The organism is Acinetobacter sp. T63, from assembly GCF_053852345.1.
Genome location: NZ_CM132659.1, coordinates 1,266,500 through 1,285,393 on the forward strand (window position 1 = coordinate 1,266,500; position 18,894 = coordinate 1,285,393).

Annotated in this window: 17 protein-coding genes; 13 read left to right on the forward strand and 4 right to left on the reverse strand. The window is 48.7% G+C overall.

The window, feature by feature from the left end:
• Positions 1 to 144: 144 nt before the first annotated feature.
• Both ACVLR6_RS06170 and paaZ read right to left on the reverse strand, forming a co-directional pair.
• Positions 145 to 1,569 carry a spinster family MFS transporter gene (locus ACVLR6_RS06170; protein WP_104511156.1) on the reverse strand — a complete coding sequence of 475 codons (1,425 nt, stop codon included), beginning with the start codon at positions 1,567 to 1,569 and terminating at the stop codon, positions 145 to 147.
• Positions 1,570 to 1,769: 200 nt separating this feature from the next.
• Positions 1,770 to 3,887 (reverse strand): phenylacetic acid degradation bifunctional protein PaaZ, encoded by a 2,118-nt coding sequence (paaZ, locus tag ACVLR6_RS06175; RefSeq protein WP_455996042.1) that lies wholly within the window; start codon positions 3,885 to 3,887, stop codon positions 1,770 to 1,772.
• 261 nt (positions 3,888 to 4,148) lie between these two features.
• Here paaZ and paaA point away from each other — a divergent pair, with 261 nt between their 5' ends.
• From paaA to ACVLR6_RS06235, 12 genes are all read left to right on the forward strand, one after another.
• Positions 4,149 to 5,093: a 1,2-phenylacetyl-CoA epoxidase subunit PaaA gene (gene paaA / locus ACVLR6_RS06180; protein ID WP_104490639.1), complete on the forward strand. Its 945-nt coding sequence runs from the start codon at positions 4,149 to 4,151 to the stop codon at positions 5,091 to 5,093.
• 36 nt (positions 5,094 to 5,129) lie between these two features.
• Positions 5,130 to 5,420, forward strand: a complete 291-nt coding sequence (gene paaB / locus ACVLR6_RS06185; protein ID WP_005177351.1) for a 1,2-phenylacetyl-CoA epoxidase subunit PaaB — start codon at positions 5,130 to 5,132, stop codon at positions 5,418 to 5,420.
• Positions 5,421 to 5,431: 11 nt separating this feature from the next.
• Positions 5,432 to 6,187 carry a 1,2-phenylacetyl-CoA epoxidase subunit PaaC gene (paaC, locus tag ACVLR6_RS06190; protein ID WP_104494837.1) on the forward strand — a complete coding sequence of 252 codons (756 nt, stop codon included), beginning with the start codon at positions 5,432 to 5,434 and terminating at the stop codon, positions 6,185 to 6,187.
• 28 nt (positions 6,188 to 6,215) lie between these two features.
• Positions 6,216 to 6,716 (forward strand): 1,2-phenylacetyl-CoA epoxidase subunit PaaD, encoded by a 501-nt coding sequence (gene paaD / locus ACVLR6_RS06195; RefSeq protein WP_016658268.1) that lies wholly within the window; start codon positions 6,216 to 6,218, stop codon positions 6,714 to 6,716.
• Between the two features lie 39 nt (positions 6,717 to 6,755).
• On the forward strand, positions 6,756 to 7,814 hold the full coding sequence (paaE, locus tag ACVLR6_RS06200; RefSeq protein WP_075174494.1) for a 1,2-phenylacetyl-CoA epoxidase subunit PaaE: 1,059 nt from the start codon (positions 6,756 to 6,758) through the stop codon (positions 7,812 to 7,814).
• Between the two features lie 24 nt (positions 7,815 to 7,838).
• Complete coding sequence (locus tag ACVLR6_RS06205) at positions 7,839 to 8,609, forward strand: enoyl-CoA hydratase-related protein (RefSeq protein WP_253096753.1); 771 nt, start codon at positions 7,839 to 7,841, stop codon at positions 8,607 to 8,609.
• On the forward strand, positions 8,609 to 9,400 hold the full coding sequence (paaG, locus tag ACVLR6_RS06210) for a 2-(1,2-epoxy-1,2-dihydrophenyl)acetyl-CoA isomerase PaaG (RefSeq protein ID WP_455996045.1): 792 nt from the start codon (positions 8,609 to 8,611) through the stop codon (positions 9,398 to 9,400). Before ACVLR6_RS06205 ends, paaG begins: the two co-directional genes overlap by 1 nt.
• A 2-nt stretch (positions 9,401 to 9,402) precedes the next feature.
• The gene (locus ACVLR6_RS06215; RefSeq protein ID WP_455996047.1) at positions 9,403 to 10,956 is read left to right on the forward strand and encodes a 3-hydroxyacyl-CoA dehydrogenase; all 1,554 of its coding nucleotides are present in this window, start codon (positions 9,403 to 9,405) and stop codon (positions 10,954 to 10,956) included.
• A gap of 14 nt (positions 10,957 to 10,970) precedes the next feature.
• A complete protein-coding gene (pcaF, locus tag ACVLR6_RS06220; protein WP_104494831.1) occupies positions 10,971 to 12,197 on the forward strand; it encodes a 3-oxoadipyl-CoA thiolase in 1,227 nt (408 codons plus the stop codon).
• Positions 12,198 to 12,240: 43 nt separating this feature from the next.
• On the forward strand, positions 12,241 to 13,533 hold the full coding sequence (gene paaK, locus ACVLR6_RS06225; RefSeq protein WP_455996049.1) for a phenylacetate--CoA ligase PaaK: 1,293 nt from the start codon (positions 12,241 to 12,243) through the stop codon (positions 13,531 to 13,533).
• 60 nt (positions 13,534 to 13,593) lie between these two features.
• Positions 13,594 to 14,541, forward strand: a complete 948-nt coding sequence (gene paaX, locus ACVLR6_RS06230) for a phenylacetic acid degradation operon negative regulatory protein PaaX (protein WP_005177380.1) — start codon at positions 13,594 to 13,596, stop codon at positions 14,539 to 14,541.
• A gap of 70 nt (positions 14,542 to 14,611) precedes the next feature.
• Positions 14,612 to 15,211, forward strand: coding sequence for a gamma carbonic anhydrase family protein (locus tag ACVLR6_RS06235; RefSeq protein WP_075166749.1), 600 nt, complete (start codon positions 14,612 to 14,614; stop codon positions 15,209 to 15,211).
• 107 nt (positions 15,212 to 15,318) lie between these two features.
• Here ACVLR6_RS06235 and ACVLR6_RS06240 read toward each other — a convergent pair whose 3' ends face one another.
• Positions 15,319 to 16,953 carry a long-chain-fatty-acid--CoA ligase gene (locus ACVLR6_RS06240; RefSeq protein ID WP_455996051.1) on the reverse strand — a complete coding sequence of 545 codons (1,635 nt, stop codon included), beginning with the start codon at positions 16,951 to 16,953 and terminating at the stop codon, positions 15,319 to 15,321.
• Positions 16,954 to 17,614: 661 nt separating this feature from the next.
• Between ACVLR6_RS06240 and ACVLR6_RS06245 the strand changes: the two genes are divergently transcribed.
• Positions 17,615 to 17,824 (forward strand): hypothetical protein, encoded by a 210-nt coding sequence (locus ACVLR6_RS06245; protein WP_075166751.1) that lies wholly within the window; start codon positions 17,615 to 17,617, stop codon positions 17,822 to 17,824.
• Positions 17,825 to 17,866: 42 nt separating this feature from the next.
• On the opposite strand, the gene bioB is transcribed toward ACVLR6_RS06245, so the two are convergent.
• Positions 17,867 to 18,868 (reverse strand): biotin synthase BioB, encoded by a 1,002-nt coding sequence (bioB, locus tag ACVLR6_RS06250; protein ID WP_016658258.1) that lies wholly within the window; start codon positions 18,866 to 18,868, stop codon positions 17,867 to 17,869.
• Positions 18,869 to 18,894 lie beyond the last annotated feature (26 nt).

Below are 18,894 nucleotides of genomic sequence, written 5' to 3' on the forward strand. Positions count from 1 at the left end.
TCAGATGAATTTTGAAGATGCTGAAAACGCGCAGATCAGGAGATAGAAAAGTCAATTTGAACAGGGAAGATGAGATAGGATGGATGATCTGCCAGAAATAAATGAAGAATGAGGCCGGCTCATTCTTCATCAGGGATGGAGCACTTAGTTCAATTTTTCATGCTGGATACTGTCACGATAATAGCGACAACCTTTATACAGCAGGAATACGCCAATCACACCGGCCACTGCATTGACAATTGAAATCGAGTGGCCAACCATCAGTGTGTTTTCAAAATAGTTATCGGTAATTAAAGCCACAGCCGTAGTACCCACACCCAAGGCAATCAGGTTGGAGATCAGCAGGAATTTGGCAGAAACCTGAGCACGGAGCTGGTTGGGGGTCAGCATTTGTGTCGCGGCAGCCGAGGCTGGAATCGGGAAGGTCGAGAAGAACATCGCCACAAAAATCAGTGCAAACGATAAGTACAGATTATCTACCTGGGTAAACAGCACACTTGGAATAATCAGCGCTGCACAGCCCAAAGCACCGGCACGAATAGCCGCATCGCTATAGCCACGTTTGGAAAAAAAGTCGATGAGCCAGCCGCAGAACAGCGCACCCGCCGTATTCGCCACCAGAATAATACAGCCCAAGACATAACCGGTCTGACTGGCATCGAGACCAAAATGACGCATGTAATAGGCCGGTGCCCAGCCTAATAACGAATACAGCATCATGGTGTAGAAAGAGAAGCCAATAAAATGACAGAAGAAAGTTTTCTTGTGCAATTTAATAAAAGCCACCGAGTTTTTAAATGAGGCTTTAACGACTTCACCATCCTGACCGACTTTCACACCTTTACGGCTGGGTTCACGTACGGTCAGAATCATCACCAGGGCCAATAATACACCCGGTAAACCGACAATAAAAAAAGTCAGTTGCCAGGTTTTTAATTCACCAATTATTGGCAATACCACAAAATCGACTTCTTTTAATAAGCCAATCACGTAGCCGCCAATCAGGAAGGCCAGACCAGAACCAATAAAGGCACCAATCGCATAAACACCTAAAGCACGGCCAAGTTTTTCTTTCGGGAACAGGTCAGCCACAATCGAGTAGAAGGCAGGTGACAGGGCCGCTTCACCGGCGCCGACACTTAAACGTGCTAAAAACATCTGGATGAAGTTTTTACTTAAACCACAAGCCGCTGTGGCCAGACTCCAGAAGGCAATGCCGATAGAAATAATTTTAATCCGTGATTTTTTATCGGCCAGTGCGGCAATGGGCACACCCATAAAGGCATAGAACAGCGAGAAGGCCAGGCCTTGCAATAAGCTGAACTGGGTATCACTGAGCATTAAATCGGCCTTAATTGGCTCAATCATTAAGGACAGAATCTGGCGGTCTACAAAAGACAGGATATAGGCCACCATACAGATAATCACCACATACCACTGATAGGTACTGCTGCTGTCCTGCGAACTAGGCGTGGCCGGCAAGTCAATGGGATGAGCCGCTTCAAACTGTTTGCTTTCGGGTTGAATATTCCTTTCAACCGCATCTATCTCTAGAGTTTTATCATTCATTGTGCAACTTCCTGTGCTGAACGTATAAGATAATATGATACGTTTTAAACCTTGTTATTTTTGTTTTGTATCGTCTATCTTCAATTTATTCCTTTCTGCACAGCGGGTCAATCTGTTCTGAATAAAAAGATACATATTTTTAAGTATAAATAAAAAAAGGAATCATAAAGATTCCTTTTCTTGGTTCAATATAGTTCGGCTTAAGCTTCGCCACGTTCTACCAGTGTCAGAATATCGTAGGTGGCGACCAGTTCATTACGCTGGTTTTTCACTTTAATATCCCACACCACCACGCCGTGTGGCTTCTGGCTTGGGTCGCGTTGCTGTTTCGGGGTTTTCTGCTTGCAGGTCAGCTCGACCTGAATGGTATCACCAATTTTCACCGGCTCGACAAAGCGCAGGTTGTCCATGCCGTAGTTGGCAATCACCGGGCCAGGCGCAGCATCAACAAACAGACCGGCTGCGGCCGACACCACAAAGTAGCCGTGTGCGACACGCTCTTCAAACAGCGATTCTGCCGCGGCAATTTTGTCCATATGTGCATAGAAATAATCACCGCTTAAGCAGGCGAAGTTCACCAGATCGGCCTCGGTTACGGTACGGCGTGCGGTGAGCAGACGTTCACCAACACGTAATTCATCAAACGATTTTTTAAATGGATGAACCCGATCTTCAAACACCTTAGCACCGGCGGTCCAGCTATGCCCAATCTGGGTCATAGCATTCGGTGAACCCTGAATTGCAGTGCGTTGCATATAGTGTTTTACCGCGCGCAAGCCGCCCAGTTCCTCACCGCCACCGGCACGACCCGGACCACCATGCACCAGATGCGGCAATGGCGAACCATGACCGGTACTTTCTTTGGCGCTTTCCTCATCCAGCACATGCACACGGCCATGCCACGGGGCAATCTTGGCAATCAGCTGTTCAATATTCTGCTCGCAATCACGTACCACCGAGGCCACCAGACTACCTTCACCGCGTGCCACCAGACCGGCCAGTTGTGCCAGATGATCATATGCCATCAGCGTTACCACCGGACCAAAGGCTTCAATCTGATGCAGGCTGCTGGCCTGTTCAGGCTGTTCACAGACCAGTACAGTTGGCGGATAGAATGCGCCGAGTTGGGGTTGATCGGCCTGAATACTAAAGTCCTGACGTAAATGGCTACCAAAGACAATTTGGGCTTCCTGGCTTAACTGTTCCACCTTGGCCGCCACGTCCTGTTTCTGTTTGAGGCTGGCCAGTGCACCCATGGTGACCTGATCCAGCTCCGGATTACCGACTACCACTTTTTGCAGCTTGGCAATCAAACGTTCCTGCACGGTCGCTAAAAGTTCACGTGGCACAAAAGCGCGACGAATTGCAGTACATTTCTGTCCGGCTTTGCTGGTCATTTCACGGAAGACTTCACGCACAAACAGGTCAATCGCCGTATCGCTGGCCTGTTCCGTCAGAATGGCGCTGTTGACAGAATCGGCTTCCATGCTAAATGGAATCGAGTACTGATTCAGGTGCGGATGCGCACGTAATTTCTGGCCGGTTGCAGCAGAACCGGTGAAAGTCACGGTATCTTGTGGATTCAGCTGCTCAAACAGGTCATAAGTCTGGCCGCAAATCAGCTGTAATGCACCTTCCGGTAAATACCCGCTGGCATGAATAGCTTTAACTACGGCATGGGTCAGCTCGGCACCTTCGGTCGCCGGTTTAACAATACACGGTACACCGGCCAATAAGGTTGGCGCGATTTTTTCCAGCATGCCCCAGATCGGGAAGTTAAAGGCATTAATATGCACCGCCACGCCTGCTTTCGGGCTTAAGACGTGTTTGGCGCCAAAAGCGCCATGCTTGGACAGCGGAATCCAGCTGTCTTCCACCCAGGCGGTTTCATCGCTCAGTTCGCGGCGCACCAGACTGGAATAGGCAAACAGGGTACCAATACCACCTTCGACATCAATCCAGGCATCTTTACGGGTACAGCCGGTGGCTTTGGCCAGTTCATAAAAATCTTCTTTACGTTCCAGTAGATATTGCGCCACCTGTTTAAGTGCATTGGCACGCTGATGAAAAGTCCAGGAGGCAATCGCCGCGCCATGCTGTTTGGCATAGTCGACCACCGCACGGGTGTCGAGGCCAAAGCTGCTGACCTGATAAATGGTTTCACCGGTAATGGCATGCTGTACCGGACGGAAATCCTGACTCGCAACAAATTCCTGACCGCATACCAGTGAGCTTAAGGTCTTCAGTGCCGGGCGAACGCTTGAATAATCAGTCGCTTGCGATTCCGTCTGCGCTGTCTGGGTGTCTAACTCAAGCATGATATAACTCCTTTTATGATACGTTTTGAGTAATATTTTAGTTTTGATGTTTTATAATTTCTGACTTTAACGCGCTTTTGTCAATCATATTTCTGCTCAAATTTTGCAATAAAAAATTTTTTAAAAAATAAAAATATTAAAAAACAATAAATTGAGTTAATTTTGTGAATTATTTTATTTGATACTTAAAAATTAATATTGATTTTTAAAATGTATCGTTTTAATTTTAATACCAGAACACTTGGGATAAGTGAGGATAAAATGACAAATCAACTTCACAGCTTTGAGCAGGCAATTGAAAAGGACATTTCAATTGAACCTAAAAACTGGATGCCAGAGGCTTACCGTAAAACCCTGATTCGCCAGATTGGCCAGCATGCGCACTCTGAAGTGGTCGGCATGTTGCCAGAAGGCAACTGGATTACCCGTGCACCTAGCTTAAAACGTAAGGCCGTACTGCTGGCCAAAGTGCAGGATGAAGCCGGTCATGCGCTGTATCTGTACAGCGCAGCAGAAACTCTGGGCGCCGACCGTGATGACATGATGGACAAGCTGATTGCCGGTCGCATGAAATATTCATCCATCTTTAACTATCCAACCCTGAGCTGGGCCGATGTAGCCGCGATTGGCTGGCTGGTCGATGGTGCAGCGATTGTCAATCAGGTCGCGCTTTGCCGTACCTCTTATGGTCCGTATGCCCGTGCCATGGTGCGCATCTGTAAAGAAGAGAGTTTCCATCAGCGTCAGGGCTTTGAAGCCATGATGCAACTGGCCAATGGTACGCCAGAACAAAAACAGATGGCGCAAGATGCGGTTAACCGTTTCTGGTGGCCGGCGCTGATGATGTTTGGTCCAAGCGATGACAACTCGCCGAACAGCGCGCAAAGCATGGCCTGGAAAATCAAACGTTTCAGTAATGATGAACTGCGTCAGAAGTTTGTCGATAACACCGTACCACAAGTGTTGCAGCTTGGCCTGAGCGTGCCAGATCCAGATTTACGTTTTAATCAAGACACTGGCCATTACGAGTTTGGTGAAATTAACTGGACCGAATTCTTTGATGTGATTGCCGGCAAAGGCCCATGTAACCACGAACGCATTGAAGCACGTCGTAAAGCCTGGGAAGGCGGCAAATGGGTGCGTGATACCGCAGCCGTTTATGCCCAGAAACAACAGACCCAGCAACAACAACAGAAAGTTGCTTAAACAGCTCACATACGGAAATGAAGAAGGAATACGCTCATGGACAATAAAAATCACTGGTCTTTATATGAAGTGTTTGTACGCAGCAAACAGGGTTTAAGCCATCGTCATGTTGGCAGCCTGCGTGCATCTGATGATGAAGTGGCACTGCAAAATGCACGTGATGTTTATACCCGCCGCAATGAAGGGGTGAGCATCTGGGTGGTGAAATCGGAACTGATTACTTCATCTCAACCAGATGAAAAACCAGAATTTTTTGATCCTTCACTGGACAAAGTCTATCGTCACCCGACGTTTTACAATATTCCAGATGGCATTGAGCACATGTAAGGAGTAGTACAATGAATCAAACTGTATTAGCACAATTTCTCCTGCATGTGGGCGACAGCCAGCTGATTTTATCGCACCGTCTGGCTGAGTGGTGTGGCCATGCGCCGGAACTGGAGCTGGACATTGCACTGGCCAATATCGGTCTGGACCTGCTCGGTCAGGCACGTACCGCTTTAAGTCTGGCTGGTGAGATCGAAGGTTTGGGCCGTGATGAAGACAAACTGGCCTATTTCCGCACCGAACGTGAATACCGCAACTTGTTGTTATGCGAACAACCGAATGGTGACTTTGCCCAGACCATGGTGCGTCAATGGTTGATGGACCTGTATCACTTGGAGCTGTTTAGCGCTTTAAGCCAGAGCCAGCAGGCCGATGTCGCCGCTTTTGCGGTGAAATCCTTAAAAGAAGTCAAATATCATTTGCGTTTTTCTACCACCTGGATGGAGCGCTTAAGTCTGGGCACCGCCGAAGCGCATGAGAAAACCCAGCAGGGTTTGAACCAGTTATGGCGCTTTAGCGCAGAGCTGTTTGAACAGACCGCGGATGAGCAGCAGCTGGTCGTACAGGGCATTTTGCCAGACTTCGCACCTTTAAAAGCAGCATGGACGGCACAGGTGCAGACCGAACTGCAACGTTTTGGCCTGAGCCTGCCAGATACCGGGGCGTATCGTAGTGGCGCCAAACAGGGTCTGCATACCGAACACCTGGGCTTTATTCTGGCCGAACTGCAATATATGCAACGTTCCTATCCAAATATGGCCTGGTAATTCAGCTTGATCACAGGGAGTGAGTCGCATGAATTTAATTCGACATTGTCTAGATGAATGCTGGGATGCGCTGGCGCAGGTGTCTGATCCGGAAATTCCAGTGCTGTCGGTGCTGGATCTGGGCATGATTCGCGGCGTTGAACTCAACGCGCAAGATGAAATTGTGGTGCGACTGACCCCGACCTATAGCGGCTGTCCGGCCACAGATCTGCTTAAAGATGAAATTACCGCGGCGTTTCAAAGTAAAGGTCTAACCCCGGTTCAGGTGGTGGTAGATTTATCTGAAGCCTGGACCACCGACTGGATGAGCGAAAGCGGCAAGCAGAAGCTGCAGCAGTACGGTATTGCACCGCCACAAGGCCAGTCACATCAATGTGGTACGCATGTGGCGCTCAGTGATGGCATTCGCTGTCCACACTGTCATAGCCAGCAGACCAAATTATTAAGCGAATTCAGTTCCACAGCCTGCAAAGCCTTATACAAGTGTCAGGACTGTCTTGAACCGTTCGACTATTTCAAATGTATATAAGCATCACAAGCACCGTCGGCATGCAAGAGGGATTTTCACATGAGCCAATTTATACCTTTAACCATTAAATCAATTCAGCCACAAACCGAACAGGCCATCTGTATTGCCTTTGATCTGGCACCTGAACAGGCCGATTTATTCCAGTATCAGCCAGGCCAGCATCTTACCATCCGTCATTTGACCGAGCAGGGTGAAATCCGTCGTTGTTATTCAATTTGCAGTGATCGTGCTGAAGACATGAGCATTGCCATCAAGAAAATTGATCAGGGCCAGTTTTCGACCTGGGCCAATGAACATCTTAAAGCCGGTGATGTATTGGAAGTGATGCCACCACAAGGCGTATTTTTTCAAAAAGCAGCCAAAACTGGCGGCCAGAATTATCTTGGCTTTGCTGCTGGTAGCGGCATTACCCCAATTTTGTCGATTGTAAAATCGGTGCTGAACCATCAGCCGGGTGCGCATTTTACCTTGGTTTATGGTAACCGTTCCTGGAAACAGACCATGTTCTCGGAACAGATCATGGATTTAAAAGACCGTTATAAAGAGCGTCTACAACTGGTCAATGTTTTCTCGCGTGAACTGAATGACAGCCAGTTACTCAATGGCCGGATTGATGCGGAAAAACTGCAACAGCTGTTTCAGGCGGGTTTAATTCATTCCCAGTTCGATCACTGCTTTGCCTGTGGCCCGGAAGAGATGATGAATGCGGTGGAAACAGTGTTACCAGAACTGGGCATCGAGCGCAGCAAAATTCACACCGAGCGTTTTAATACCGGTACTGTGCCGAAAGCCAGCGCTGCGCAAATTGAAAGCCGTAGCGAAGAGAAGGTCAATATTATTCTCGATGGCCGTGAACTGATTGTCGACGTTTCCAAACAGGATGACAGCATTCTCGATGCCGCCTTACGCGCCGGTGCTGACTTGCCTTATGCCTGTAAAGGCGGGGTCTGTGCGACCTGTAAATGCAAGGTGCTGGAAGGTGAGGTCGAAATGGCCATCAACTACAGCCTGGAAGAAGATGAAGTGGCCAAAGGCTATGTGCTGAGCTGTCAGGCACGCCCGACCAGTGCCAATGTACGCTTGAGTTTTGACGAATAAGCAGCGGACAGGGAGTCACAAGCCATGGATTATTTAAAAAGCAGTCTGGCCGCGCCGGGTGTGGTGTTAATTGAACTGAACCGCCCGGAAAAGCGCAATGCCCTGAACAATGCCACCTTAAAAGAACTGGCTGATCATCTGCAGCAGCTGGATGCAGATTCCAGTGTAAAAGCCGTGGTGATTACCGGCAATCCGCAGTGTTTTGCTGCCGGGGCAGATTTAAATGAACTGGCACAACTGGATGTGGTGAGCATCCAGCAGGATCAGCGTCCATTGCTGTGGAAAGGTATTGATGAATTTTCCAAGCCACTGATTATGGCGGTCAATGGTTATGCGCTGGGGGCAGGTTTTGAACTGGCCCTGCATGGCGACATGATTGTCACCGGTGAAAATGCCCAGTTTGCACTCCCTGAAATTGGTTTGGGCATGTTACCAGGCGCCGGTGGGACCCAGCGTTTGGCGCGTCTGGTTGGGCAGCAACTGGCGATGCGCTGGGCCATGACCGGAGAGATGGTCTCCGCCACGACCGCCTTGCAACACGGCATTAGCAGTCAGGTCTGTCCAAGCGGCCTTACGGTGCAATATGCACTGGAACTGGCAACAAAAATTGCAGCGCAGGCGCCACTGGCTATCCGTGCCATCAAACAGTCCTTAAAGTCGATTCATGAAGTGACCTTGAGCCAGGGCCTCAAATTAGAACGTCAACATTTTGTCTGGCTGGCCGCGACCCAAGACCGTCAGGAAGGCATTCAGGCATTTTTAGAAAAAAGAAAACCGGAATTTAGAGGTGTGTAATGGATTACCAAACAATTATTGTCGAAGAAAAAAATGCAGTGGGCTATTTGACCTTTAACCGTCCGAAGCAGCTCAACAGTTTTAATGAAACCATGCATCAGGAAGTGTCCAAGGTTATGAGGGCCTGGGCCAAAGACAGCAAGATTCGCGCGGTGGTCATTTCCGCCGAAGGTCGTGGTTTCTGTGCCGGACAGGATTTGAATGACCGCGTGGTGGATCCGAATGCCGATGCGCCAGATTTAGGCCTGTCAATTGAGAAATATTACAACCCTTTAATCAAGCTGATTACCGACATGCCAAAACCGGTGCTGTGCGCGGTTAACGGGGTTGCGGCCGGTGCTGGTGCCAATATTGCCTTGGCCTGTGACATTGTGCTGGCTGCGAAATCGGCATCCTTTATTCAGGCTTTCTGCCGTTTAGGTCTGGTTCCGGATTCAGGTGGCACCTGGTTCCTGCCGCGTCTGGTTGGCCGTGCCCAAGCCATGGGTCTGGCCATGCTGGGCGATAAAGTCAGCGCAGAACAGGCGCTGCAACTGGGCATGATCTGGCAGGTGGTAGAAGATGATCAGCTGAAAGCCGAAGCCGAGAAAATGGCCGAGCATTTAGCCAAACAGCCGACCTATGGCCTGTCCTTAATTAAAAAAGCCATTCATGCTGCAGCCGACAATAATCTGGATGAACAGCTCATTCTGGAACGTGACCTGCAGCGTCTGGCCGGCCGTTCAAGTGATTATAAAGAAGGCGTCCAAGCCTTTATGCAAAAACGCACACCGCAATATACAGGATGCTAATCATGGAACAACTTTGTTTACAGCAGGCCCGTGTCGCGGTGATTGGTGCCGGCACCATGGGCATTGGTATTGCACAATTGGCGGCGATGCATGGCCATCCAACCCAGCTGTTTGATGTGGATGTGCAAAAATCTGAGGCTGCTTTGGCGCAATTGAAAACACAGCTGGAAAAACGTGTTACGGCCGGGAAAATGACAGCGCAGCTGTTAGAGCAAACGCTGGCCAATTTAACAATTGCCAGCGATCTTCAGGCACTGGCGAATGCACAACTGGTGGTTGAAGCCATTGTGGAAAAGAAAGAGGTCAAACAAGCGCTGTTTCAGCAACTGGCGGCACTGTGTCCAGCGGAAACTATTTTTGCCTCTAACACCTCATCCATTTCCATTACCGCCATTGCCGCGACAATTCCACAGCCTGAGCGTGTGGTCGGACTGCATTTTTTTAATCCGGCACCGGTAATGAAACTGGTAGAAATTATCCGGGGTCTGAAAACCTCAGCCCAGATTGCTCAGGCATTGTTCAGCCTGATGCAAAGTTGGAACAAAGTGCCAGTGACGGCCAAATCAACGCCGGGTTTCATTGTCAACCGGGTAGCGCGCCCTTATTATGCCGAAGCTTTTCGTGTCTTGCAGGAAAATGTCACCACGCCTGAACAATTGGATTTTATCATGCGTGAATGTGGCCGCTTTGCCATGGGGCCATGTGAACTGACCGACTTAATCGGGCAGGATGTCAATTTTTCCGTGACCCAAAGCGTGTATCAGGAATTCTTTTATGAGCCGCGCTATCGTCCGTCTTTAATCCAGAAAGAACTGGTGGATGCCGGCTGTTTCGGCCGTAAAAGCGGGCAGGGTTTTTATGATTATCGTCAGGCTGAACGTTCACCGGCCTATCGTTTGCCGGCCATGCCGAGCGTTGCACCGGGTGAACTTGAGATTGAGGTCAATGGGAGCTGGTCACATTCTAGCGGCTTGATCTCGCGGATTCAGGCTGCCTCACAGCTGAAAGTACAGTGTCAGCCACAGGCAGATGAAGAGATTGTACTGGGTGATGTACGCCTGCGTTTAAGCCGCGGTGAATCGGTTGAGCTGGACTATAGCAAGGACAAAGTGGTGCTGATGGACTGGCATGCTGACTGGAATGCAGCACAGGCACTACCAATCGTGGCATCACCGGCCTGTAACGCAGCCGATATCGCCAAAGTCGAGCAGTGTTTTGCCGCGATTGATCTGATACCAATCTGGACTAAAGATCATGCAGGTCTGTATGTGCTGCGTACCATTTCCATGCTGGTGAATGAAGCCAGTGAAGCAGTGCTGCATGCTATAGCAACCGAACAAGATATTGATTCAGCAATGAAATATGGTGTGAATTATCCGCAAGGTCCATTCCAGTGGGCAGAAAAAATTGGATATAACACTATTTTACAAATTTTGAAAAATATGTATCGTATTTATGCTGAAGAGCGCTACCGTTGTAGTATATATTTAAGCAAGAAGGCTGCACAGGAACGTACGCAGTCAGAGCAAGAATTAGAATTTCGCCAAGCAGGCTAAGGAAACCACAGGACATGGAACAGGTATTTATTTGCGATGGAATTCGCACCCCAATTGGCCGTTATGCCGGTGCACTCAGCAGCATCCGTGCAGATGACCTGGCTGCCTTGCCAATACAGTATTTAAAAGCCCAGCATCCTGAACTGCCTTGGCAGGAACTGGATGAGGTGATTTTAGGCTGTGCCAATCAGGCTGGTGAAGATAACCGTAATGTGGCGCGTATGGCTGCCTTGCTGGCCGGCATGCCGGACAATGTCGCGGGCATTACCCTAAACCGTCTTTGTGCTTCAGGTTTAGATGCGGTTGCCACAGGCGCGCGTATGATCAAGGCCGGTGAAGCGCGGTTTGTACTGGCCGGTGGGGTTGAGTCCATGAGCCGTGCACCTTTTGTCCAGTCCAAACCGGAAACCGCTTTTAGCCGCACCCCGGAAATTTTTGATACCACCATCGGCTGGCGCTTTATTAACCCGAAATTTAAAGCGCAGTTTGGCGTCGACAGCATGCCGGAAACCGCCGAAAACGTTGCAGAAAAATACCAGATTCATCGTGCCGATCAGGACCTGTTTGCCTATCGTAGCCAGCAGAAAACCGCAGTGGCCCAGCAAAACGGGATTCTGGCCGAAGAAATTATGCCGGTTGAAATTAAAGACCGTAAGAAAAACAGCATCATCTTCCAGACCGATGAGCATCCACGTGCTGACACCACGCTGGAGGCTTTAGGCAGCCTGAAAACCCCGTTTCGTAAAGAAGGCGGTTCAGTCACCGCCGGTAATGCTTCCGGGGTGAATGATGGCGCTGCCTGTGTCATGCTGGCCAATCAGGCTTTTGTCGATCAGCATCAGCTGAAACCATTGGCAAAAGTGGTGGCCTCGGCCAGTGCCGGTGTTGAAGCCAGATATATGGGCATCGGGCCGGTGCCGGCAGTACGTAAAGTGCTGGCGCTGACCGGGCTAACCCTAGATCAGATGGATATCATTGAGCTGAACGAGGCCTTTGCCGCACAGGCACTGGCGGTGACCCGTGAACTGGGCCTGCAGGATGATGATGCTCGGGTCAATCCAAATGGTGGCGCGATTGCCTTGGGGCATCCACTCGGGATGAGTGGAACGCGTCTGGTGATTACCGCCATGAAAGAATTAAAACGTCGTCAAGGGAAATATGCACTGTGCACCATGTGTGTCGGTGTGGGCCAGGGCGTGGCCATGATTATCGAAAATGTGGATGAGGACACATCCAAGTAAAAAATACAGCACTCAATCAGGATGATTGAAAAGGAGTAATAAGATGAATAACAATGCAATGGAAAAAATCGAAACTGTTTCAATCGATGAATTACGTAGCATCCAGCTGCAGCGCATGAAAAAAACGCTGCAGCATGCCTACCAGAACAGCCCGGTGTATCAAAAGAAGTTTGATGAAGCAGGGGTCCATCCTGATGATTTCAACACTTTGGAAGATCTGGCCAAATTCCCGTTTACCACCAAACAAGATTTACGTGACAACTATCCGTTTGGCATGTTTGCCGTGCCACAGGAACAGATTGTGCGTGTGCATGCCTCATCAGGCACCACCGGCCAGCCGACCGTGGTCGGGTATACCCAGCAGGATATTCAGACCTGGTCAGATGTGGTAGCACGTTCCTTACGTGCAGCCGGTTTAAGTGTCAAAGATACCATTCAGGTGTCCTATGGTTATGGTCTGTTTACCGGCGGTTTGGGTGCGCATTATGGCGTAGAGCGTTTGGGTGCCACGGTTATTCCAATGTCGGGTGGCCAAACCGAGCGTCAGGCGCAGCTGATTCATGACTTTAAGCCCACCGCTTTAATGGTTACGCCATCTTACTGCCTGAATATTATTGAAGCGCTGGAAAAGAAATTTGGCACAGCCAAAGACTGTTCTATCCGTACCGGTATTTTTGGTGCCGAGCCGTGGACCAATGAAATGCGCAAGGAAATTGAAGAGCGCTTGGGCATTGATGCACTGGATATTTATGGCCTGTCCGAAGTAATGGGACCAGGTGTGGCAATGGAATGTCTGGAAAGCAAAGACGGCCCAACCATCTGGGAAGATCATTTCTATCCAGAAATTATCAATCCGGAAACCGGTGAAGTCCTGCCAGATGGTGAGCTGGGCGAGCTGGTCTTTACCACCATCACCAAAGAAGGCATGCCAGTGATCCGTTACCGTACCCGTGACCTGACCCGTCTGTTACCCGGTACGGCACGCACCATGCGTCGTATGGACAAAATCGTTGGACGCAGCGATGATATGATGATTATCCGCGGTGTGAACGTGTTTCCGTCACAAATTGAAGAGCAAATTCTGCATATTCCGCAGCTGATTCCGAATTATCAGATTCATATTTGTAAACAGGGACACCTCGACACATTGCATATTCAGGCAGAAATGCGTAAAGATACCAATGATGTTATGGCGCACCAGTTGGCCGGGCAGTTAAAAGCCCAGATTAAAACCATGGTGGGCATTAGCGTGACGGTGGATGTGTTGCCGGAAGGCAGCCTGCCACGCTCAGAAGGTAAGGCGCAGCGGGTATTTGATATCCGAAAGTCTGCATAGGTTCAGTGGGCGATTGACTGCGGTCAATTGCCCTCACAAACAGGGTGTGAATACATCGCAATGAATCCAAAATTAAAACAAAGTATTGATGATTTTATTCAGCATGAAGCCTTAAGTGGCACATCGCTGATTATGACCGTATTTGGTGACTGTATTTTTCATCGCGGTGGGATTATCAGTCTGGCTAGCCTGATCCAGCTGATGGATGTGTTTGGCCTGAACGAACGTTCAGTGCGTACCGCTGTGTTTCGTCTGGTACAAAACGGCTGGCTGGTGTCGGAAAAAATTGGCCGCACCAGTTATTACCGTATTACCGAAAACAGCCGCCAGCGTTTTATTATGGCGGACCAGAAAATTTACAGCTTCCAGCACAAGGAATGGGACCAGAAATGGGATCTGGTACTGCTCAGTTCGGTCGAGCTGGAAAATAAAGCCATTTTAAAGAAAGAACTGGAATGGCTCGGTTTTGCCAATATTGCCACCAACGTGATGGCTTATCCGGGTTGTGATCATCTGAAACTGCAAAATCTGCTACTGAATCTGCAAATGACCGATCAGGTGGTGATCTTTAAAGCTGAAACCTTGCAGTTATGGCAGGAGTCGTATCCAACCATTAAACGCATGGTGGCAACCAACTGGCCGGTGCCTGAACTGCATCAGCGTTATGAAAAATTCATGGGTGATTTCCGTGAATTTCTGAATCTGGTTGATGCCGAAGATGAACTGGACCCGGTACAGGCCTTCCAGATCCGGATTTTGCTGATTCATCAGTATCGCCGGATTTTGCTGAAAGATCCGAACCTGCCGTTTGAGCTGCTGCCATCGGACTGGTTATCGCTGAATGCACGCAACTTAAGTAGCAACCTGTATCAGCGTGTGGTCAGTGCCGGAGAAGAATTCTTTATGGAACTGGCGCGCACGTCGGAAGGTTCAATGCCACCGGCGCATCCGCAATTCTTCAAGCGTTTTGGCGGTATTAAAATAGAAGAACCCAGCTCATTGGCTTGAGCTTATTCATAGAGCTTCCTTGCCTCGTGGTGGGGAAGCATCTACTCCGCTTATTTTAAAGGAATAAAATATGCCGTGTTACTCCATTGATGGTGTGATTCCTGTGGTGCATCCGCAGGCTTATGTGCATCCAACTGCTGTACTTATTGGTGATGTGATTATTGAAGCCGGGGCTTATATTGGCCCATTTGCTGCCTTACGTGCCGACTTTGGCCGAATCCATATTCAGCAGAATGCCAATGTGCAGGATTCCTGTACCGTGCATGGTTTTCCAGACAGCGTGACGCTGGTAGAAGAATATGGCCATATCGGACATGGGGCAATTTTGCATGGCTGCATCATTCGTAAAAACGTACTGGTTGGCATGAATAGCGTGATTTTGGATGAAGCGGAAATTGGTGAAAATACCATTATTGGCGCCAACAGTACCGTGAAAGCCAAAGCCCAGATTCCGGCCAATGTCCTGGCACTCGGCAGTCCGGCTAAGGTGGTGCGGCCACTGGAAGACAAGGAAATTGCCTGGAAACGTCATGGCACCCAGCAATATATTGAACTGACTGCACGCTGTCTGCAGAGCATGCACGAGGTTGAGCCATTGCCTGAACAAACTGCCTCACGCCGTAGCTATCGTGATTTTTCTGCCGAGCATGTAATTAAAAAACACGCTTAAGTGAATATAAATAGCAGTGATCCTTAGGTATATCGCATTGTTGATCCCATAAAAAAGCGCTGAATCTATCAGCGCTTTTTCTATCTTATCTCTACATAGACCAATATTTACACGGGCGCTTCCATCAGCACCTGACCATATTGTTCGCGTAAATCTTTTTTCAGCATTTTGCCGGTCCCACTGAGTGGAATACTGTCAACAAAAATAACCTTATCGGGAATCTGCCATTTGGCCACTTTATCGGCATAATAATCCAGCAGTTCGTTTTCGGTAAGCTGGCTATCCGGCACTTTCATGGCAATCACTACCGGACGTTCATCCCATTTTGGATGGCTGGCGGCAATCACTGCGGCCATGGCAATTTCCGGATGGCACATGGCCAGATTTTCCAGTTCTACCGATGAAATCCATTCACCACCCGATTTAATCAGGTCTTTAGAACGGTCACTAATGTGCAGGAAACCATCACTGTTCAGACTGGCAATATCGCCGGTATCGAACCAGCCATCACTGGTCAGGGCAGATTCCTCTTTGCCAAAGTAACGCTCAATAATCCAGTGGCCTTTAATCTGTAAATTGCCGGTGGTCTGGCCATCACGTGGCAGCAAGTCGGTGCCTTTTTCTGCCGAAGCCAGACGTAAATCTACCCCAAATGGTGGACGACCTTGAGACAGTCGTAACTGGGTTTTCTCCTCCGGACTGAGCAGTTCATGCTTGGCTTTGAGCTGGTTGGCAGAACCCAGCGGACTGGTTTCAGTCATGCCCCAGGCATGAATGGTGTCGCAGTTATACTGCTCTTTAAAGGTTTTCAGCATCGCCGGCGGGCAGGCCGAGCCACCAACAACATTGCGGTTCATACTTTCCAGCGTGCTGCCAGCCTGTTTGGCTGCGGCCAGTAAACCTTGCCAGATGGTCGGCACACCCAAGGCCACCGTCACTTTATAATTATCAATGAGCTGTACCAGACTGGCACCATCCAGCCCTGGTCCCGGCAACACCAGGGTTGAGCCAACCATCGCCGCAGCATATGGCGTGCCCCAGGCATTGACATGGAACATCGGCACTACCGGCAGCATTACATCTTTGGCCGATAAATTCAGGGAGTCGGGCAGGCTGATGCCATAACTGTGCAGCAAGGTGGAACGGTGGCTGTAGAGCACGCCTTTTGGATTACCGGTGGTGCCTGAGGTGTAGCACAGGGAACTGGCCATATTCTCATCCAGTTCTGGCCAGTCAAATGTCTTGGACTGGGCGGCAATCAAATCATCATAAAACTGAACTTCAGGCAATTTTTCCCGGACCGCATCATCCGGTGCATCCAGACAGATAAAATGCTCCACCTGCGGCAAATGCTGTTTTACCCCGACAATTAGCGGCAGGAAGGTTTTATCAAAAATCACCACCCGGTCTTGAGCATCATTAATAATAAAAATCAGCTGTTCAGGAAACAGACGCGGGTTAATGGTATGGCAGACCAGACCACTCCCGGAAATTGCATACCAGCTTTCCAGGTGACGATGATTGTTCCAGGCAATGGTTGCCACACGGTCACTCTGTTCTAGGCCCAAGGCCTGCAGCGCATTGGCAAAGCGTTTGGCATTCTCTGCCACAGCGGCCCAGTCAGTGCTGCTCATGCTGCCATCGGTATTTTTTGAAATGATGGGTGTATCGCCATGATAGCGTGCTGCATGTTCAATCAGCGAGCTAATCAATAACGGTTGATACATCATACGTCCAAGCATGTTGATATCCTTATTCCATTTTTTTGTTGTTTAAATAATGTCTTGTTTCTTGACTACTTTTCCGAGGCATCATTGCCGAAAAAGGCTGTTTTTTCATCCTAAACACTTGCGTGATGAAATCAAGAGGGGATTACAAAAAATCTGTTTTGTGCAGACTTAAACCGAAAAATGCGCTAGCTATTTGAATATAGAGTAAAAGCTTCAATAATTATGATGAATGACGTTCAAAAGAAGTCCTTGAAATAACACTTGATCTTTTTAAAAAATGTGTTAAAAAATGAGTATAACCAATTTTGGTTATGCTTGTTTCAGGATGAAATAAGCGGCAAGAAGCTGAATGAAAAAATAATCAAAAATAGGAGTGTTAGGATGCTTCAATTATTAAAAAACTTTTTCTGCTTACATATTTATGAATATGAGCAAATGGAGGAAATTGGTGCGCATATTGAGTGTCGTAAGTGTGGGGCCAATAAATCATAGAGGGGATCAAACCAGATTCAACAAAGAAGTGGGCTAGACTCACTTCTTTTTGTTTATACACTGCATCAACATTCGCGCAGGCTCATCTCCGCCTTTAAATATCTAAATCTCATTCCAAGCTGCTTTATTTACTGCCGTTTCAGGCTAAAATCCTGTCATCTCTCTATAACTGAATGTGCACATGGCCAAAGATTTTAATGCCCCGACCTATATTGTAGATGATCAGCTCAGCGATACCTTGGCCTGGTTGTGTCAGCATCAGGACTGTTTTGATGCCTTTCATTTTGATGTCATCAAGCAGGAACTCACGGTTTATCATGCCAATGGTGCCGATCTGATTAAACCGGGCATGTATCTGAATGCCAATTATGGCTTGTTGATTACCTCATAAAAAAAGCCCATCCAGAAGATGGGCTTTTTCGTGTGATGCGGATTAAACCGCCATCGCATCTACCGACAGTTCCTGAACGGTCGGTTTGGCTTTTTCCGCCACCAGTCCCAGTTTCTGGAACAGTTGACGGTCTTTACCTTCACCGGCATTCGGGGTGGTCAGCAGCTTTTCACCCGAGAACAGCGAGTTGGCACCGGCCATAAAGGCCAGGGCCTGATCTGAATCAGATAAAGATTCACGACCGGCAGACAGGCGGATATAACTGGTTGGCATGATAATGCGTGCCACGGCAATAGTACGAATCCATTCGGTGACATCGAGTTTTTCTACATCGGCCAGTGGTGTACCTTCAATTGGCACCAGCATGTTAATCGGTACAGATTCCGGATGAATCGGCAAGGTGGCCAGTTCATGTAACAGGCCAATCCGGTCCTGGGTATCTTCACCTAAACCGACAATGCCGCCGCTACAGACTTTCATGCCGGCATTACGCACATGCTCTAGGGTATTTAAACGGTCATCGAAGCTACGGGTACTAATAATATTGGCATAGTATTCGCGCGAAGTATCGAGGTTATGGTTGTAATAATCCAGGCCGGCATCTTTCAGACGTTCTGCCTGAGACTGGTTCAGCATACCCAGTGTCATACAGGTTTCTAGCCCCAGCGCTTTCACTTCACGCACCATTTCCAGTACATAAGGCATATCGCGTTCATGCGGATTGCGCCACGCTGCGCCCATACAAAAACGTGAAGAACCTGATTCTAGCGCTTCCTTGGCTTCCTGAATCACTTTTTCAACGGCAATACGTTTTTCAGCTTCCAGCTGTGAATCATAATGAGCCGATTGAGAGCAGTATTTGCAGTCTTCCGGGCATTTACCGGTTTTAATCGAGAGTAAGGTACTCACCTGAATGGTATTGGCGGCAAAATGCTCACGATGTACGCGCTGCGCCTCAAAAACCAAATCTAAAAACGGTTGCTGATAAAGTGCCTCAATTTCTTCACGAGACCAATCATTACGTACCGGACGCATACTGCTCATAAGTCTGTCCCTAATTATCCATATTT

Excerpts from the sequence above, each read along its gene's own strand:
- ACVLR6_RS06170 (WP_104511156.1), bottom strand. The coding sequence starts at position 1,569 with ATGAATGATAAAACTCTAGAGATAGATGCGGTTGAAAGGAATATTCAA.
- paaZ (WP_455996042.1), bottom strand. The coding sequence starts at position 3,887 with ATGCTTGAGTTAGACACCCAGACAGCGCAGACGGAATCGCAAGCGACT.
- paaA (WP_104490639.1), top strand. The coding sequence starts at position 4,149 with ATGACAAATCAACTTCACAGCTTTGAGCAGGCAATTGAAAAGGACATT.
- paaB (WP_005177351.1), top strand. The coding sequence starts at position 5,130 with ATGGACAATAAAAATCACTGGTCTTTATATGAAGTGTTTGTACGCAGC.
- paaC (WP_104494837.1), top strand. The coding sequence starts at position 5,432 with ATGAATCAAACTGTATTAGCACAATTTCTCCTGCATGTGGGCGACAGC.
- paaD (WP_016658268.1), top strand. The coding sequence starts at position 6,216 with ATGAATTTAATTCGACATTGTCTAGATGAATGCTGGGATGCGCTGGCG.
- paaE (WP_075174494.1), top strand. The coding sequence starts at position 6,756 with ATGAGCCAATTTATACCTTTAACCATTAAATCAATTCAGCCACAAACC.
- ACVLR6_RS06205 (WP_253096753.1), top strand. The coding sequence starts at position 7,839 with ATGGATTATTTAAAAAGCAGTCTGGCCGCGCCGGGTGTGGTGTTAATT.
- paaG (WP_455996045.1), top strand. The coding sequence starts at position 8,609 with ATGGATTACCAAACAATTATTGTCGAAGAAAAAAATGCAGTGGGCTAT.
- ACVLR6_RS06215 (WP_455996047.1), top strand. The coding sequence starts at position 9,403 with ATGGAACAACTTTGTTTACAGCAGGCCCGTGTCGCGGTGATTGGTGCC.
- pcaF (WP_104494831.1), top strand. The coding sequence starts at position 10,971 with ATGGAACAGGTATTTATTTGCGATGGAATTCGCACCCCAATTGGCCGT.
- paaK (WP_455996049.1), top strand. The coding sequence starts at position 12,241 with ATGAATAACAATGCAATGGAAAAAATCGAAACTGTTTCAATCGATGAA.
- paaX (WP_005177380.1), top strand. The coding sequence starts at position 13,594 with ATGAATCCAAAATTAAAACAAAGTATTGATGATTTTATTCAGCATGAA.
- ACVLR6_RS06235 (WP_075166749.1), top strand. The coding sequence starts at position 14,612 with ATGCCGTGTTACTCCATTGATGGTGTGATTCCTGTGGTGCATCCGCAG.
- ACVLR6_RS06240 (WP_455996051.1), bottom strand. The coding sequence starts at position 16,953 with ATGCTTGGACGTATGATGTATCAACCGTTATTGATTAGCTCGCTGATT.
- ACVLR6_RS06245 (WP_075166751.1), top strand. The coding sequence starts at position 17,615 with ATGGCCAAAGATTTTAATGCCCCGACCTATATTGTAGATGATCAGCTC.
- bioB (WP_016658258.1), bottom strand. The coding sequence starts at position 18,868 with ATGAGCAGTATGCGTCCGGTACGTAATGATTGGTCTCGTGAAGAAATT.